Source organism: Mesorhizobium sp. B1-1-1, from assembly GCF_006442955.1.
GTDB lineage: Bacteria > Pseudomonadota > Alphaproteobacteria > Rhizobiales > Rhizobiaceae > Mesorhizobium.
In genome coordinates, this window is the sequence record NZ_VFWW01000013.1 from 64,022 (window position 1) to 79,560 (window position 15,539).

Here is a 15,539-nt window from a genome sequence, read left to right on the forward strand (position 1 = left end):
CCGAGCTGTCGCCCGCAGTCCGCATGCTTTTTAAGTGAAAAACGTCCCATGGCAACCGAACGATACAATCCGCGCGCGTCAGAGCCCAAATGGCAGAAGGCCTGGGCCGACAGGAAGCTGTTCGAGGCGCATAACGATGATCCGCGCCCGAAATACTATGTGCTGGAGATGTTCCCCTATCCGTCGGGGCGCATCCATATCGGGCATACGCGCAACTACACGATGGGCGATGTGGTGGCGCGCTACAAGCGGGCCAAGGGTTTCAACGTGCTGCATCCGATGGGCTGGGACGCCTTCGGCATGCCGGCCGAGAACGCGGCGATGCAGAACAAGGTCCATCCCAAGGAATGGACCTACCAGAACATCGCCACCATGCGCGAGCAGCTCAAGGTCATGGGTCTGTCGCTGGACTGGGCGCGCGAATTCGCGACCTGCGATGTCGACTACTACCACCGCCAGCAGATGCTGTTCCTCGACTTTGTCGAGAAGGGCCTGGTGACGCGCAAATCCTCGAAGGTCAATTGGGATCCGGAGGACATGACGGTGCTCGCCAACGAGCAGGTCATCGACGGGCGCGGCTGGCGCTCGGGCGCGCTGGTCGAACAACGCGAGCTGACGCAATGGTTCTTCAGGATAACCGATTTTGCGCAGGATCTCCTGGATTCGCTCGATCGCCTCGACGAATGGCCCGAGAAGGTCAAGCTGATGCAGCACAATTGGATCGGCCGTTCGGAAGGTCTGCTGATCCGCTGGCCGCTGGCGGCTCCCGTCGCCGGCGAGCAGGAGCTGGAAGTCTATACGACGAGGCCCGACACCATCTTCGGCGCCTCCTTCATGGCGGTCGCCGCCGACCATCCGCTGGCCAGGAAGGCCGCCGAGACCAATCCGGCGCTGGCGAGCTTCATCGACGAAGTCCGCCATATGGGCACTTCGGTGGCGGCGCTGGAGACGGCCGAGAAGAAGGGCTTCGACACCGGCATCCGTGTCGTGCATCCGTTCGACGAGAACTGGACGCTGCCGGTCTACGTCGCCAATTTCGTGCTGATGGACTACGGCACCGGCGCCATCTTCGGCTGCCCGTCCGGCGACCAGCGCGACCTCGACTTCGCCAACAAATACGGCCTGCCGGTGATCCCGGTGGTGATGCCGGAAGGGGCTGATCCCAAGACCTTCCAGGTCATCGAGGAAGCCTATGTCGACGACGGCGTGATGATCAATTCGCGCTTCCTCGATGGCATGAAGCCGGAGCGGGCGTTCGACGAGGTGGCGAAGCTGCTGGAGCAGAAGACGATCGGCAACCGGCCGATGGCCGAGCGCAAGGTCAACTTCCGCCTGCGCGACTGGGGCATTTCGCGCCAGCGCTACTGGGGCTGCCCGATCCCGATGATCCATTGCGAGGATTGCGGCGTGGTGCCGGTGCCGAAGGCAGACCTGCCGGTGAAGCTGCCCGACGATGTCGAGTTCGACCGCCCAGGCAACCCGCTGGACCGCCACCCGACCTGGCGCCATGTCAAATGCCCGCAATGCGGCAAGGATGCGCGGCGCGAAACCGACACGATGGACACGTTCGTCGATTCGTCCTGGTATTTCGCCCGCTTCACCGCGCCCTGGGCGAACGAGCCGACCGACCCGAAGGCGGCGAACGAGTGGCTGGCCGTCGACCAGTATATCGGCGGCATCGAGCACGCGATCCTGCATCTGCTCTATTCGCGCTTCTTCACCCGGGCCATGCGCGAGACCGGCCATCTCGACCTGGCCGAGCCGTTCAAGGGCCTGTTCACGCAAGGCATGGTGGTGCACGAGACCTATCGCGTGGGATCGGCATCGAACGGGCGCTGGCTGGCGCCGACCGAGGTGCGGCTGGAGGACGTCGGCGGCAAGCGCCGCGCCGTCGAGATCGCCACGGGCGAGACGGCGGAGATCGGCTCCCTGGAAAAGATGTCGAAGTCGAAGAAGAACACGGTCAGCCCGGAAGACATCACCGACGGCTACGGCGCCGACACCGCGCGCTGGTTCATGCTGTCGGATTCGCCGCCCGAACGCGACGTCGAATGGACCGACGATGGCGCCGCCGGCGCGCATCGCTTCATGCAGCGCATCTGGCGCCTGGTCTCGACCGCGGCCGAATCGCTGGCCGGCATCGCACCCATAGCGGGCGGTGGCGGTGAAGCCGGGGCGGTTTCCAAGGCCACGCACAAGATCCTGAAAGCGGTGGGCGAGGACATCGAGAAACTCGCATTCAACCGCGCCATCGCCCGCATCTACGAACTCGCCAACGTGCTGACCACGCCGCTCAATGACGTGGCCGAAGGCAAGGCCGATACCGCGCTCAAAGGCGCCTGCCGGGAGGCCGTGGAGGTGCTCGTGCACCTGATCGCGCCGATCATGCCGCATCTGGCCGAGGAATGCTGGGAGGCGCTCGGCGGTGCCGATCTGGTCGCAGAACGGCCGTGGCCGATCTTCGACCCGGCGCTGGTCGTCGACAATGAGGTCACCTACCCGGTCCAGGTCAACGGCAAGAAGCGCGGGGATTTGACAATTGCCCGCGACGCGGACCAAGGTGCGGTCGAAAAAGCCGTGCTCGCTCTCGACTTCGTGCAGAAGGCGCTCGAAGGCAAGGCTCCGCGCAAGGTGATCATCGTGCCGCAGAGGATCGTCAATGTCGTTGCCTGATCGGGAGAAGACAGAGCTGAGCCGTTTGCTGCGCCGTGTCGCGCTTGCCGGCCTTGTCGGCTCGCTTGCGCTCGTTTCGGCCTGCCAGGTGCGGCCGCTCTACTCGAGCGCGCCGCTGTCGACCGGCTCGAGCGCCAATGCCGAACTGGCGTCGATTGCCATCAAACCGGTCAGGACGCGTTACGGCCAGCAGGTGCGCAACAATTTGATCTTCGGATTTGGGCGCGGCGCCGGCGAACCGGCATCGCCGGCCTACTCGCTCGACCTCGGCGTGACCGAAGCCGTTGAATCCTCGGCGCTCGTGCAGGTCGGAACCGACCAGGACGAGCCGACCGCCGGTTCGGTGACGCTGACCGCCGGCTACAGGCTGACCGATGCCAAAACCGGGGCGGTGATCGCGACCGGCAGGCGGGCGATCACTTCGTCCTTCGACAGGCCGCGCCAGGAATTCGCCGCGTACCGGGCACAGATCGATGCCGAGAACCGCGCCGCGCGCGAGCTTGCCAACGCGCTGCAACTGTCCATCGCCCAGGATCTCGCACGGCACGGCAAGACGGCCGGTTAGCGCCGCTCTCCGTTTCATGGTGGCATAACAATCTGGTGCCTGAAGGCCGCCTTTGCCACGGCTCCGGAGCCGGTTCTCCGTTCGCCTTTAGCCGAAGCACGCGGGTGTGTTGACGATCGTGGGATGACGATCGGCCGCACGGGTCCGATCGTCCGACACCGCTGTGAAAGTCACGCTTCGCCGCTCCGGAGGGGCCGACGGGAAGCAACTGTTAACCACTCGCTCTCTATTGCTCAGCAGACATTTCAGCGTGAGTCTTGAGCATGGAATCCAAGCGTTTTCCTCGGGTCAGTTCATTGAAGGCAGCGTCGCCCGATGACCCCGGGGTGAAGCGTTTCACGGGTGTGGACAACAAGGCCGACAGCCAGCGGACAAGAGCGGCAGGAGCCGGCCCTTCCCCATCCCCTATTGATCTCGGCGGCAACGAAAGCCCTGCCTGGCAAGACTATTTCTTCCTGGCGCCCAATGTGCGGTTTACGCGCACGCCGGACTATGAAGCCAGCACGCGCCGGTCGCGGGACGAGGCGATTGCCGTCGAGCAAAGCGAATCACCAGCACCGCAGGCACCTGGCCAATCCACCGCGGCTGGGACGTCTTCATCGGCGCCGATACCAAGCCGAAACCTTTCTTCGGGCGCCGCCAGGCCGCCCGTCGGCAACAGAGCCGTGGTGCAACCGGCCCCGGCGCCGGTTCCGTCAGGGCATGCCGGCGAAAAGGCGCGGGCCGCCGCTACGCCTGCGGGCCACAGGATGACTGCGGCGGCGCGGGCATCCGCACCGGCAGCGTCCGCCCAAGCAGCGACAGCCCCGGTCAAGACGACGGGGCGCGAAAATGTGCGCTGGCCCTATCTGTCGGATCACGTCTTTTTCGAGGTCATGGCGCCCTATTTGGTCGAAGGCCCGTCACCCGCGCCTCGGGCCGTTTCGGTTGCACGCACGACCGCGCCTGTGGTCACCGAGCGGATCGACAACCGCCCCGCGCCAACGGCCGATCCGACCGCGTTGTTCCGTGTCATCGAATGCCTTCCCGGGTCGCCAGCTCCGTCCGCCGTGCCGGATGTCCGTCCGGCCAACTCCAACCAGGCCGCGGTTCAGCCGGCGGCGAACCGCGTGCCGCAGCAAGCCCGGGCTCCGGCCGCAATTCCCGCCGTCGCAAGCAATGCCGTTCCGGCACTGGTCACGCAAAGTTTGGAGCAAGCCGCACCGGCTCCGGCTGCGCGCGCATCGTCGCGAGCGCCACTGGTCGGCAGGATCGTGCCGACCGCGACGGGCGAGACGTACGAACTCCCCTCAGAAGAATTGTTGCAGCAGCCGCCGGAGGGACAAGGCTTCTACATGTCGCAGGAGCGGCTCGAGCAGAATGCCGATCTTCTGGAAAGCGTGCTCGAGGATTTCGGCGTGCGCGGCGAGATCATCCATGTTCGCCCCGGTCCGGTCGTCACTCTCTATGAATTCGAGCCGGCGCCGGGCGTCAAATCCTCCCGCGTCATCGGTCTCGCCGACGACATCGCCCGCTCCATGTCGGCGATCTCGGCGCGCGTCGCCGTCGTGCCGGGCCGCAACGTCATCGGCATCGAGCTTCCGAACGAGGCGCGCGAAACCGTCTATTTCCGCGAGCTGATCGAATCGGAGGGCTTCCGCAAGACCGGCTGCAAGCTGGCGCTCTGCCTCGGCAAGACGATCGGCGGTGAGCCTGTCATCGCCGAACTGGCAAAGATGCCCCACTTGCTCGTTGCCGGCACCACCGGTTCCGGCAAGTCGGTTGCCATCAACACGATGATCCTGTCGCTGCTCTACCGGCTGAAGCCGGAGGAATGCCGGCTGATCATGGTCGATCCCAAGATGCTCGAACTCTCCGTCTATGACGGCATCCCGCATCTTCTGACCCCGGTCGTCACCGATCCAAAAAAGGCCGTTACCGCGCTCAAATGGGCGGTGCGCGAGATGGAGGACCGCTATCGCAAGATGGCGCGGCTCGGCGTGCGCAATATCGACGGCTACAATCAGCGCGCCGCCGCTGCCCGCGAAAACGGCGAGACGGTCGTCATGACCGTGCAGGCGGGCTTCGAAAAAGGCACCGGCGAGCCGCTCTTCGAGCAGCAGGAAATCGACCTCGCGCCAATGCCTTACATCGTCGTCATCGTCGACGAGATGGCCGACCTGATGATGGTCGCCGGCAAGGAGATCGAAGGCGCCATCCAGCGCCTGGCGCAGATGGCGCGCGCGGCCGGCATCCACCTGATCATGGCGACGCAGCGCCCCTCGGTCGATGTCATCACGGGCACGATCAAGGCCAATTTCCCGACCCGGATTTCCTTCCAGGTCACTTCCAAGATCGACAGCCGCACCATCCTTGGCGAGCAGGGCGCCGAGCAGCTGCTGGGTCAGGGCGACATGCTGCATATGATGGGCGGCGGGCGCATCGCCCGCGTGCACGGCCCGTTTGTCTCCGACGTGGAGGTCGAGCATGTCGTGGCGCATCTGAAGGCGCAGGGTCGCCCCGAATACCTGGAAACCGTGACGGCCGACGAGGATGAAGAGGAAGACGAAGGCGATGAGGGCGCGGTCTTCGACAAGGGCGCCGTTGCGGCGGAGGACGGCGATACCAGCTATGACGAGGCGGTCAAGGTGGTGTTGCGCGACAAGAAGTGCTCGACGTCCTACATTCAGCGCCGCCTCGGCATCGGCTATAACCGCGCCGCGTCCCTGGTCGAGCGCATGGAGAAGGAGGGTCTGGTCGGTGCACCAAACCATGTCGGCAAGCGCGAGATCATCATGGGCCGGCGCCCGCCGGTAACCGCAGCTGAGGATGACGGCACGGACTGACCGGCCTCTTGATCCGCAGCGCACGAAAAAAGGCCGGTTGCCCGGCCTTTTTTCGTGTCGGATATAAGCTCGCTCAGCCGATTTTCTGGCCGGTCTTGGCCCAGTCGGCGAGGAAGGCGGCAAGACCCTTGTCGGTCAGCGGGTGGTTGACCAGCGCCTTCAGTGTCGCGGGCGGCGCGGTGACGATATCGGCGCCGATGAGCGCCGCCTGCTTGACGTGGTTCACGGTGCGCACGGAAGCCGTCAGGATCTCGGTCTGGAAATCGTAATTGTCGTAGATCTGACGGATCTCCTGGATCACTTCCATGCCGTCCGAGCCGGTATCGTCGATGCGGCCGACGAAGGGCGAGATGAAGGAGGCGCCTGCCTTGGCGGCGAGCAGCGCCTGGTTGGCCGAGAAGCAGAGCGTGACATTGACCATGCGGTTCATCTGGGTGCGGATCGTCTTGCAGGCCTTCAATCCATCCAGCGTCAACGGCACCTTGATGGCGACATTCGGCGCGATCTTGGCCAGCACCTCGGCCTCCGCCATCATCTGCTTGTATTCGGTGGCTACGACCTCGGCCGAAACCGGACCTTCGACGATGTCGCAGATTTGCTTGGTGACCTCGGAGATCTTGCCGCCCGATTTGAGAATCAGCGACGGGTTGGTGGTGACGCCGTCGAGCAGCCCCAGATCAATCAGTTCGCGGATTTCCTTGATGTCGGCGGTGTCGGCAAAAAATTTCATGGCGGTCTCCTGACGATTTCCTCGTGCTTGTGAAGGCACGTTCAGCGTTGCCCTTTGATCTAGAGCAAAGTCGGGGCAAGGTCACGCCTCATGATCGAAGATTCGCCCTTTGTCGCAGCCGCACCGGTGCTGGTGCCGATGCCGGCCGAACGCCCCTACACCTATGCCGTGCCCGCCGGCATGCGGGTGGTGCCGGGCTCGATCGTGCGCGTGCCGCTCGGCCCCCGCCAGGTCGCCGGCATCGTGTGGGACGGCGCGGTCGAGACGGTCGACGCGAAAAAGCTGCGCCCGATCGAACAGGTCTTCGACTGTCCGCCGATCGATCGGGCGATGCGCCGTTTCGTCGACTGGGTGGCGCAGTATACGCTGTCGGCGCCGGGCATGGTGGCGCGCATGCTGCTGAGGGCGCCGGAGGCCTTCGATCCGGAACCGTGGATCGAGGGATTGCAGCGAACCGCGGCCGTTCCGGACCGGATGACGGATGCGCGGGCCCGCGTGCTGGAGACGGCCGAAGGCGGACTGGCCTGGACGCGATCCGGCCTTGCCCATGCGGCCGGCGTGTCGTCGACGGTAATCGAAGGGCTGAAGGCGCAAGGCGTGTTCGAAACGGTGATGATCCCGCCGCAGCCCGTGGTGGCGGAGCCCGACCCAGCCTACGCCGCGCCGGAATTGATGCCCGACCAGAACGAAGCCGCGCGGCTGCTGCGCGCCAATGTCGCGGGCAGCGGCTTCAACGTCGCACTGCTCGACGGCGTCACTGGTTCGGGCAAGACGGAGGTTTATTTCGAGGCGGTGGCGGCGGCACTCGACCGGGGCAAGCAGGTGCTGATCCTGCTGCCCGAAATCGCGTTGACGCATGCTTTCCTCGAACGCTTCCAGCAGCGCTTTGGCGCCAAGCCCGCCGAATGGCACTCCGACCTGCCGCCGAGGATGCGCGAGCGGGTCTGGCGGCAGGTGGCGGAAGGCGGCGTGCGGGTCGTGGCCGGCGCGCGCTCGGCGCTGTTCCTGCCGTTCAAGGAGCTTGGCATGATCGTCGTCGACGAGGAGCACGACCCCGCCTACAAGCAGGAAGACCGCGTCTTCTACAATGCCCGCGACATGGCTGTCGTGCGCGGCCATATAGGTGGCTTCCCCGTGGTGCTGGCATCGGCGACGCCATCGGTCGAGAGCCGCGTCAATGCCAGCCAGGGCCGCTACGCCAGGGCGGTGCTGTCCGCCCGCTTCGCCGAGGCGGCACTTCCCGACCTGAAAGCGATCGACATGCGGCGCGCGCCGCCGGCGCGCGGCGGCTTCCTGTCGCCGGTGCTGCTCGACCATATGCGACGGACGCTGGAGAGGAAGGAACAATCGCTTTTGTTCCTCAACCGGCGCGGCTATGCGCCGCTGACGCTGTGCCGCGTCTGCGGTCACCGCTTCGGTTGCCCGGTCTGCTCGGCCTGGCTGGTCGAGCACCGCTTTCGCGGCCAGCTCGTCTGCCACCATTGCGGGCACAATGAGCGCCGTCCGGAAGCCTGTCCGGAATGCGGCACGCTCGATCATCTGGTCGCCTGCGGGCCGGGCGTCGAGCGCATCGCGGAGGAAGTCGTCACCCATTTCCCGGATGCGCGCACAATCGTTTTGTCGTCGGATCTGATGGGCGGCGTGCGGCGGCTGCGGCTGGAGCTGGAAGCCATCGCCAATGGCGAGGCCGATATCGTCATCGGCACGCAACTCGTCGCCAAGGGCCACAATTTCCCGAACATGACCTTGGTTGGTGTCGTCGATGCCGATCTCGGCCTTGCCAATGGCGATCCGCGCGCCGCCGAACGCACCTTCCAGCTGCTCAGCCAGGTGACCGGCCGCGCCGGGCGCACCGGCAAGAAGAGTCTCGGCCTGCTGCAGACCTTCCAGCCCGACCATCCGGTGATGCGGGCGATCGTCTCCGGCGATGCCGACGCGTTCTACGAGCGCGAGATTTCCGAGCGCGAGCGGGCGGCTCTGCCACCCTTCGGCCGGCTGGCCGGCGTCATCGTCAGCGCGGTGACGCGGGCGGAAGCCGAGGGCCATGCACGCGGCCTGCGCCGTGCCGCGCCCGAGGCATCCGACCTGTTCGTGCTCGGGCCGGCCGAAGCGCCGCTGTCGCTGCTCGGCGGCCGTCACCGTTTCCGCCTGCTGATCCAGGGCGAGCGCCGCGCCGACATGCAAAGGTTTATCCGGACCATGCTCGCCAACGGGCCGAAGCAGCGCGGCTCGGTCCGGGTGCAGGTCGACATCGATCCGCAGAGCTTTTTGTAAGGTCGCTCAGCGTTCGCGCGGATTGCTGGTCGTGTCCTTCAGTTCGGGACGTTGCCTAAACTCTTCAGGATAGAGTCGACGGGCGTCCTCGATCGATATCACTATGGCCACGGGGCGTCCCCGCTTGGTGATTGTTGTCGGGCTGCCTTTGCTGGCTTCAGCGACCACGGCGCACAGTTCGCTGCGTGCTTTGCTGCTGGATTTTGTTTTCATCGAGTAGCCCTCAACATCGCCTTGGACTGTATCATAAGTCGCTGCAAGGAAAGGAAACCGTTTTGAAAACCCTTGGCCTTCTGGGCGGCATGAGCTGGGAATCGACGGCGATCTATTATCGCCTGCTCAACGATCTCGTGAGGCAGCGTCTCGGCGGGCTGCATTCGGCGAAATTGCTGCTGTGGTCCTTCGACTTCGCCGAGATCGCCGAGCTGCAGCATCACGGGGACTGGGACGGCGCCGGCGCGCTTCTGGTCGATGCCGCGCGCAAGCTCGAGTCAGCTGGCGCGGAAGGCCTGCTTTTGTGCACCAACACCATGCACAAGCTCGCCGACCAGGTGCAGGCCTCGGTATCGGTCCCGCTGACCCACATCGCCGACGCCACCGCAGCCGCTGTCAAGGCGGCCGGCATGCGGCGCCCGGCGCTGCTGGCAACACGGTTCACCATGGAGCAGGATTTCTACAAGCGCCGGCTTGCCGACACATATGGATTGCAGCCGATCGTGCCGGACCAGGCAGGACGCGACATGGTCCATCGCATCATCTATGACGAGCTCTGCCAGGGCATCGTCACCGAGCCATCGAAAACCGCCTATATCGCCGAGATCAACCGCCTGCGGCGCGATGAAAATGTCGACTGCGTGATCATGGGCTGCACCGAAATCACGATGTTGATCGGCCAGCAGGATTTCGACATTCCGGTCTTCGACACGACGCGCATCCATGCTGAAGCGGCGGTCGCCTTCGCGCTCTCCTGATGCGTTTGGCCTAAAGTGCTGGCCGCCATCTGGCGCGCGGCTTTTCCTCCGCTAGAATGCCCGCGATTTCAGAGCGGCATTTACGAGGGGACACTATGGATTTTGCGTTTCCATGGCCGGTGAGCCAGGGCGAATGGCTGGCCTGGTCGAGCGCCGTCGTCACGGTGCTGCTCGGCCTGGTGCTTTTCCTGGCGCCGGGGCTTGCCTTCCGCATTCTGCGCTTGCAGGTCAAGCCGGAGAAGGCGGCGGCGATCGCCGAAGGGCGCGGCCGCATGTCGGGCTTCTATCTCGGCGTCGGCCTGTGCTGCATCCTGCTGGCGCAGCCGCTGATCTACATGGCGCTCGGCTTCTCCTGGCTGTTCACCGCCTTCGGCCGGTTGCTGTCGATGATGTCGGATGGCGCCAACACGCCCTTCAACTGGGTTTCCATCGTCGTGGAACTGGCGCTGGCGGCGTTGCCGCTTGCCTTTGCCTTCGGCTTCCTGCCCTGAATCCGCAGGCAATCCAGGGACTTCGTCCCCGGATGCGACAATAGTGCCTGAAAACCATGCGGAACGACGCATTGCGGTCTTAAAAGGCCTGTGCTAGACGGCAATCGACTTTCGGCCGGGGATAGCGGAAGCCGCGCCTCCGTGCTTGAAAAAATGCAGTAAGGTCAAAGATTTAGCCAGAGTTTTCGCTCGCGCCAACAATCTGCGGCCTGTCAGACAAGAGAAAAGACGGTCCGTGGCCCAATCGTCATCGCCAATCTCAGGTGTCGCAGAACGCTATGCGGGTTCGCTGTTCGAACTGGCATCGCAGGCGAATTCCGTCGCCAAGGTCGAAGCCGACCTCAACAGTTTCGAGGCGATGCTCGCGGGCAGCGCCGACTTGACCCGGCTGATCAACAGCCCGGTGTTCTCCAGCGAGGACCAGGCCAAGGCCATCGCGGCGATCGCCGACAAGGCCGGGATCACCGGCCTGACCGGCAATTTCCTGCGCGTCGTCGCCAAGAACCGCCGGCTGTTCGCCGTGCCCGGCATGATCAGGGCATTCCGCCAGATCGCCGCCGAACATCGTGGCGAGACGACCGCCGAGGTAACGTCGGCTCACCAATTGAGCGCTGCCCAGCAGACTGAACTCAAGGCGGCGCTGAAGAGCGTTGCCGGCAAGGACGTTTCCATCTCCGTCACCGTCGATCCGTCGCTGCTCGGCGGGCTGGTGGTCAGGATGGGCTCGCGCCAGATCGATACGTCGCTCAAAACCAAACTCAATTCGCTCAAGCTTGCACTGAAAGAGGTCGGCTGATGGACATCCGCGCCGCGGAAATTTCCGCAATTCTGAAAGACCAGATCAAGAATTTCGGCAAGGAGGCCGAGGTCTCCGAAGTTGGACAGGTGCTGTCCGTCGGTGACGGTATCGCCCGCGTCTACGGCCTCGACAATGTCCAGGCCGGCGAGATGGTCGAATTCCCCGGCGGCATCCGCGGCATGGCGCTCAATCTCGAAGCCGACAATGTCGGCGTCGTCATTTTCGGCGCCGACCGCGACATCAAGGAAGGCGACACCGTCAAGCGCACCGGCGCGATCGTCGACGTTCCGGTCGGTCCCGGCCTGCTCGGCCGCGTCGTCGACGCGCTCGGCAACCCGATCGACGGCAAGGGCCCGATCAAGGCGACCGAACGCAAGCGCGTCGACGTCAAGGCGCCCGGCATCATTCCGCGCAAGTCGGTGCATGAGCCGATGTCGACGGGCCTCAAGGCCATCGACGCGCTGATCCCGGTCGGCCGCGGCCAGCGCGAGCTGGTCATCGGCGATCGCCAGACCGGCAAGACCGCCATCATCCTCGACACGATGCTCAACCAGAAGTCGGTGCACGACAACGGCCCCGAGAAGGAAAAGCTCTACTGCGTCTACGTCGCCGTCGGCCAGAAGCGCTCGACCGTGGCGCAGTTCGTCAAGGTGCTGGAAGAGCGCGGCGCGCTCGAATATTCGATCATCGTCGCCGCCACCGCTTCCGATCCGGCGCCGATGCAGTTCCTGGCGCCGTTCGCCGGCTGCACCATGGGCGAGTATTTCCGCGACAACGGCATGCATGCGCTGATCAGCTACGACGATCTGTCGAAGCAGGCCGTCGCCTATCGCCAGATGTCGCTGCTGTTGCGCCGCCCGCCGGGCCGCGAAGCCTATCCGGGCGACGTCTTCTACCTGCACTCGCGCCTGCTCGAGCGCGCCGCCAAGCTCAATGACGACATGGGCAACGGTTCGCTGACGGCGTTGCCGGTCATCGAAACCCAAGCCAACGACGTGTCGGCCTATATCCCGACCAACGTGATCTCGATCACCGACGGCCAGATCTTCCTCGAAACCAACCTGTTCTTCCAGGGCATCCGTCCGGCCGTCAATGTTGGCCTGTCGGTGTCGCGCGTCGGCTCCTCGGCGCAGATCAAGGCGATGAAGCAGGTTGCCGGCTCGATCAAGGGCGAGCTCGCGCAGTACCGCGAAATGGCGGCCTTCGCGCAGTTCGGCTCGGATCTCGATGCCGCCACGCAGCGCCTGCTCAACCGCGGTTCGCGCCTGACCGAGCTCCTGAAGCAGCCGCAGTTCTCGCCGCTGAAGACGGAAGAGCAGGTCGCGGTGATCTTCGCCGGCGTCAACGGCTATCTTGACAAGCTGCCGGTCAACCAGGTCGGCAAGTTCGAGCATGGCCTGCTCAGCCACATGCGTTCGGCCGGCAAGGACGTCCTCGACGCCATCCGCAAGGAAAAGGCGCTGTCGGACGATCTGCGCGGCAAGCTGAAGGCCGAGATCGACGCTTTCGCCAAGACCTTCGCCTGAGCGAAGCGCCAGTCCGGATGAGACAAGACGGGATCAGGTTTGAAGCATGCCTTCATTAAAAGACCTTCGTAACCGTATCGCCTCGGTCAAGGCGACGCAGAAGATCACCAAAGCGATGCAGATGGTCGCCGCGGCGAAGCTGCGCCGTGCACAGGAGGCCGCGGAAGCGGCGCGCCCCTATTCGGAGCGCATGGGTTCCGTGCTGGCCAACATCACCCAGGCGATCGGCGGCGGCGGCGATGCCCCGGCGCTGATGACCGGCACCGGCAAGGACGACGTGCACCTGCTCGTTGTCTGCACGGCCGAGCGCGGCCTGTGCGGCGGCTTCAATTCGCAGATCGCCCGTCTTGCCCGTGACCACATCCGCAGGCTCCTGGCCGACGGCAAGCAGGTCAAGATCATCTGCGTCGGCAAGAAGGGTTTCGATATCCTGCGCCGCGACTATGCGTCGATGATCCTCGACCGGATCGACCTGCGCGAGGTCAAGACGCTCGGCTTCGTCAATGCCGACACGATCGCCCGCAAGGTCATCCACCTGTTCAACGAGGGCGGCTTCGACATCTGCACGCTGTTCTATTCGCAGTTCAAGTCGGTGATCAGCCAGGTTCCGACCGCGCAGCAGATCATTCCGGCCGCTGCTTCGTCAGCTCCGGCCGAGGCTGCTGACGGCGCCAGCGCCGTCTACGAATACGAACCCGAGCCGGGTGAAATCCTGTCCGAGCTCATTCCGCGCAACATCGCGGTGCAGATTTTCCGCGCGCTGCTCGAAAACGCGGCTGGCGAAATGGGCGCCAAGATGAGCGCGATGGACAACGCCACGCGCAACGCCGGCGAGATGATCAACAAGCTGTCGATCACCTATAACCGCCAGCGCCAGGCGCAGATCACCAAGGAACTGATCGAAATCATTTCGGGCGCCGAGGCGCTCTAGGCACGGTTTCCCGGGGTCGACGACCTCGATCCGACCGCGCGAGAAACAAAGGACGAAAAGGGTAAAGACGATGGCGAAAGCAGCGACCCCCAAGACGGCGGCTCCCAAGGCAGCAGCCCCGGCCAAGGCGGCACCGGCAAAGGCTCCGGCCGCAGCAGCTAAGGCGGCTCCGGCCAAGAAAGCGGCAGCGCCGATCAGGGCCGCCGCGGTAAAAAACCCGGCCGTGGCCAGCAAAGCCACCGGCATCGTCGGCAAGGTCCGGCAGGTCATCGGCGCCGTGGTCGACGTGCAGTTCGGCGATCACCTGCCGCCGATCCTGAATGCGCTCGAGACCACCAATGTCGGCAACCGCCTGGTTCTCGAAGTTGCCCAGCATCTGGGTGAAAACACCGTGCGCTGCATCGCCATGGATTCCACCGAAGGCCTGGTGCGCGGCCAGGAAGTGCGCGACACCGGCGGCCCGATCGCCGTGCCGGTCGGTCCGGGCATGCTCGGCCGCATCATCAACGTCATCGGCGAGCCGGTCGACGAAGCAGGCCCGGTCGACGCGGTCGAGTTGCGCTCGATCCACCAGCCGGCCCCGGCCTATATCGAACAGTCGACGGAAGCACAGATCCTGATCACCGGTATCAAGGTGCTCGACCTGCTCGCACCTTACGCCAAGGGCGGCAAGATCGGCCTGTTCGGCGGCGCCGGCGTCGGCAAGACGGTGCTGATCCAGGAACTGATCAACAACATCGCCAAGGCGCATGGCGGCTATTCGGTGTTCGCCGGCGTCGGCGAGCGCACCCGCGAGGGCAACGACCTCTATCACGAGTTCATCGAATCCGGCGTCAACAAGAAGGGCGGCGGCGAAGGCTCCAAGGCGGCGTTGGTCTATGGCCAGATGAACGAGCCGCCGGGCGCGCGTGCCCGCGTCGGCCTGACCGGCCTGACGGTCGCCGAATATTTCCGCGACCAGGGCCAGGACGTGCTGTTCTTCGTCGACAACATCTTCCGCTTCACGCAGGCTGGTTCGGAAGTGTCGGCGCTGCTCGGCCGTATCCCGTCGGCCGTGGGCTACCAGCCCACGCTCGCCACGGACATGGGCGCCCTGCAGGAACGCATCACCACCACCACCAAGGGCTCGATCACCTCGGTGCAGGCCATCTACGTGCCGGCCGACGACTTGACCGACCCGGCGCCGGCGACCTCGTTCGCCCACCTCGACGCGACGACGACGCTCAACCGCTCGATCGCCGAAAAGGGCATCTATCCGGCCGTCGATCCGCTGGACTCGACCTCGCGCATGCTCGACCCGCTGGTGGTCGGCGAAGAGCATTATGGGGTCGCGCGCCAGGTGCAGTCGATCCTCCAGCGCTACAAGTCGCTGCAGGACATCATCGCCATCCTGGGCATGGACGAGCTGTCGGAAGAGGACAAGCAGACGGTGGCCCGCGCCCGCAAGATCGAGCGCTTCCTGTCGCAGCCCTTCTTCGTCGCCGAAGTGTTCACCGGCGCGCCGGGCAAGCTGGTCGACCTCGCCGACACCATCAAGGGCTTCAAGGGCCTCTGCAACGGCGACTACGACCACCTGCCGGAAGCCGCCTTCTACATGGTCGGCGGCATCGAGGAAGCGGTCGAGAAGGCACAGCGTCTCGCGGCTGAAGCGGCTTAATCAAGGGAATAGGGAGTAGTCAGTAGTCGGTAGTGAATGGCAGGCAGGTGACCGGGCGCAATTGCCCTTTCCCCTACTTCCCTACTCACTATTCCCT

12 protein-coding genes are annotated in these 15,539 nt (G+C 64.8%); 10 read left to right on the plus strand and 2 right to left on the minus strand.

From position 1 onward, the window contains the following. Nucleotides 1–48 precede the first annotated feature (48 nt). The 3 genes from leuS to FJ986_RS25480 all read left to right on the plus strand — a co-directional run bounded on the left by leuS (nucleotide 49) and on the right by FJ986_RS25480 (nucleotide 6,063). A complete protein-coding gene (gene leuS, locus FJ986_RS25470; RefSeq protein WP_140676210.1) occupies nucleotides 49–2,673 on the plus strand; it encodes a leucine--tRNA ligase in 2,625 nt (874 codons plus the stop codon). Continuing rightward, nucleotides 2,660–3,238: an LPS assembly lipoprotein LptE gene (gene lptE, locus FJ986_RS25475; protein ID WP_140676212.1), complete on the plus strand. Its 579-nt coding sequence runs from the start codon at nucleotides 2,660–2,662 to the stop codon at nucleotides 3,236–3,238. Before leuS ends, lptE begins: the two co-directional genes overlap by 14 nt. 263 nt (nucleotides 3,239–3,501) lie before the next feature. Further along, a complete protein-coding gene (locus FJ986_RS25480; protein ID WP_140676215.1) occupies nucleotides 3,502–6,063 on the plus strand; it encodes a DNA translocase FtsK in 2,562 nt (853 codons plus the stop codon). A gap of 73 nt (nucleotides 6,064–6,136) precedes the next feature. On the opposite strand, the gene fsa is transcribed toward FJ986_RS25480, so the two are convergent. After that, nucleotides 6,137–6,793, minus strand: a complete 657-nt coding sequence (gene fsa, locus FJ986_RS25485; RefSeq protein WP_140518241.1) for a fructose-6-phosphate aldolase — start codon at nucleotides 6,791–6,793, stop codon at nucleotides 6,137–6,139. Between the two features lie 90 nt (nucleotides 6,794–6,883). Here fsa and FJ986_RS25490 point away from each other — a divergent pair, with 90 nt between their 5' ends. After that, the gene (locus FJ986_RS25490) at nucleotides 6,884–9,067 is read left to right on the plus strand and encodes a primosomal protein N' (protein ID WP_140676218.1); all 2,184 of its coding nucleotides are present in this window, start codon (nucleotides 6,884–6,886) and stop codon (nucleotides 9,065–9,067) included. A gap of 6 nt (nucleotides 9,068–9,073) precedes the next feature. On the opposite strand, the gene FJ986_RS25495 is transcribed toward FJ986_RS25490, so the two are convergent. Beyond that, complete coding sequence (locus FJ986_RS25495) at nucleotides 9,074–9,280, minus strand: type II toxin-antitoxin system prevent-host-death family antitoxin (protein WP_140492958.1); 207 nt, start codon at nucleotides 9,278–9,280, stop codon at nucleotides 9,074–9,076. Between the two features lie 62 nt (nucleotides 9,281–9,342). On the opposite strand from FJ986_RS25495, the gene FJ986_RS25500 reads away from it, so the two are divergent. From FJ986_RS25500 to atpD, 6 genes are all read left to right on the plus strand, one after another. Further along, nucleotides 9,343–10,038, plus strand: a complete 696-nt coding sequence (locus tag FJ986_RS25500) for an aspartate/glutamate racemase family protein (RefSeq protein ID WP_140525000.1) — start codon at nucleotides 9,343–9,345, stop codon at nucleotides 10,036–10,038. Nucleotides 10,039–10,133: 95 nt separating this feature from the next. After that, entirely contained in the window at nucleotides 10,134–10,529 is a 396-nt protein-coding gene (locus FJ986_RS25505; RefSeq protein WP_140518245.1) for a DUF4345 family protein, read from the plus strand. A 235-nt stretch (nucleotides 10,530–10,764) separates the two neighbouring features. Next, entirely contained in the window at nucleotides 10,765–11,325 is a 561-nt protein-coding gene (locus tag FJ986_RS25510) for a F0F1 ATP synthase subunit delta (protein WP_140492968.1), read from the plus strand. Further along, entirely contained in the window at nucleotides 11,325–12,854 is a 1,530-nt protein-coding gene (gene atpA, locus FJ986_RS25515) for a F0F1 ATP synthase subunit alpha (RefSeq protein ID WP_140492971.1), read from the plus strand. The genes FJ986_RS25510 and atpA overlap by 1 nt, the downstream gene beginning before the upstream one ends. Before the next feature lie 46 nt (nucleotides 12,855–12,900). After that, entirely contained in the window at nucleotides 12,901–13,785 is an 885-nt protein-coding gene (locus tag FJ986_RS25520; protein WP_140492974.1) for a F0F1 ATP synthase subunit gamma, read from the plus strand. A 70-nt stretch (nucleotides 13,786–13,855) separates the two neighbouring features. Further along, nucleotides 13,856–15,442, plus strand: coding sequence for a F0F1 ATP synthase subunit beta (gene atpD / locus FJ986_RS25525; RefSeq protein WP_181181921.1), 1,587 nt, complete (start codon nucleotides 13,856–13,858; stop codon nucleotides 15,440–15,442). Nucleotides 15,443–15,539: the final 97 nt, after the last annotated feature.

What these genes read in the sequence shown, in the direction of transcription:
- leuS (WP_140676210.1), top strand. Translation starts at nt 49, where the DNA reads ATGGCAACCGAACGATACAATCCGCGCGCGTCAGAGCCCAAATGGCAG.
- lptE (WP_140676212.1), top strand. Translation starts at nt 2,660, where the DNA reads ATGTCGTTGCCTGATCGGGAGAAGACAGAGCTGAGCCGTTTGCTGCGC.
- FJ986_RS25480 (WP_140676215.1), top strand. Translation starts at nt 3,502, where the DNA reads ATGGAATCCAAGCGTTTTCCTCGGGTCAGTTCATTGAAGGCAGCGTCG.
- fsa (WP_140518241.1), bottom strand. Translation starts at nt 6,793, where the DNA reads ATGAAATTTTTTGCCGACACCGCCGACATCAAGGAAATCCGCGAACTG.
- FJ986_RS25490 (WP_140676218.1), top strand. Translation starts at nt 6,884, where the DNA reads ATGATCGAAGATTCGCCCTTTGTCGCAGCCGCACCGGTGCTGGTGCCG.
- FJ986_RS25495 (WP_140492958.1), bottom strand. Translation starts at nt 9,280, where the DNA reads ATGAAAACAAAATCCAGCAGCAAAGCACGCAGCGAACTGTGCGCCGTG.
- FJ986_RS25505 (WP_140518245.1), top strand. Translation starts at nt 10,134, where the DNA reads ATGGATTTTGCGTTTCCATGGCCGGTGAGCCAGGGCGAATGGCTGGCC.
- atpA (WP_140492971.1), top strand. Translation starts at nt 11,325, where the DNA reads ATGGACATCCGCGCCGCGGAAATTTCCGCAATTCTGAAAGACCAGATC.
- FJ986_RS25520 (WP_140492974.1), top strand. Translation starts at nt 12,901, where the DNA reads ATGCCTTCATTAAAAGACCTTCGTAACCGTATCGCCTCGGTCAAGGCG.
- atpD (WP_181181921.1), top strand. Translation starts at nt 13,856, where the DNA reads ATGGCGAAAGCAGCGACCCCCAAGACGGCGGCTCCCAAGGCAGCAGCC.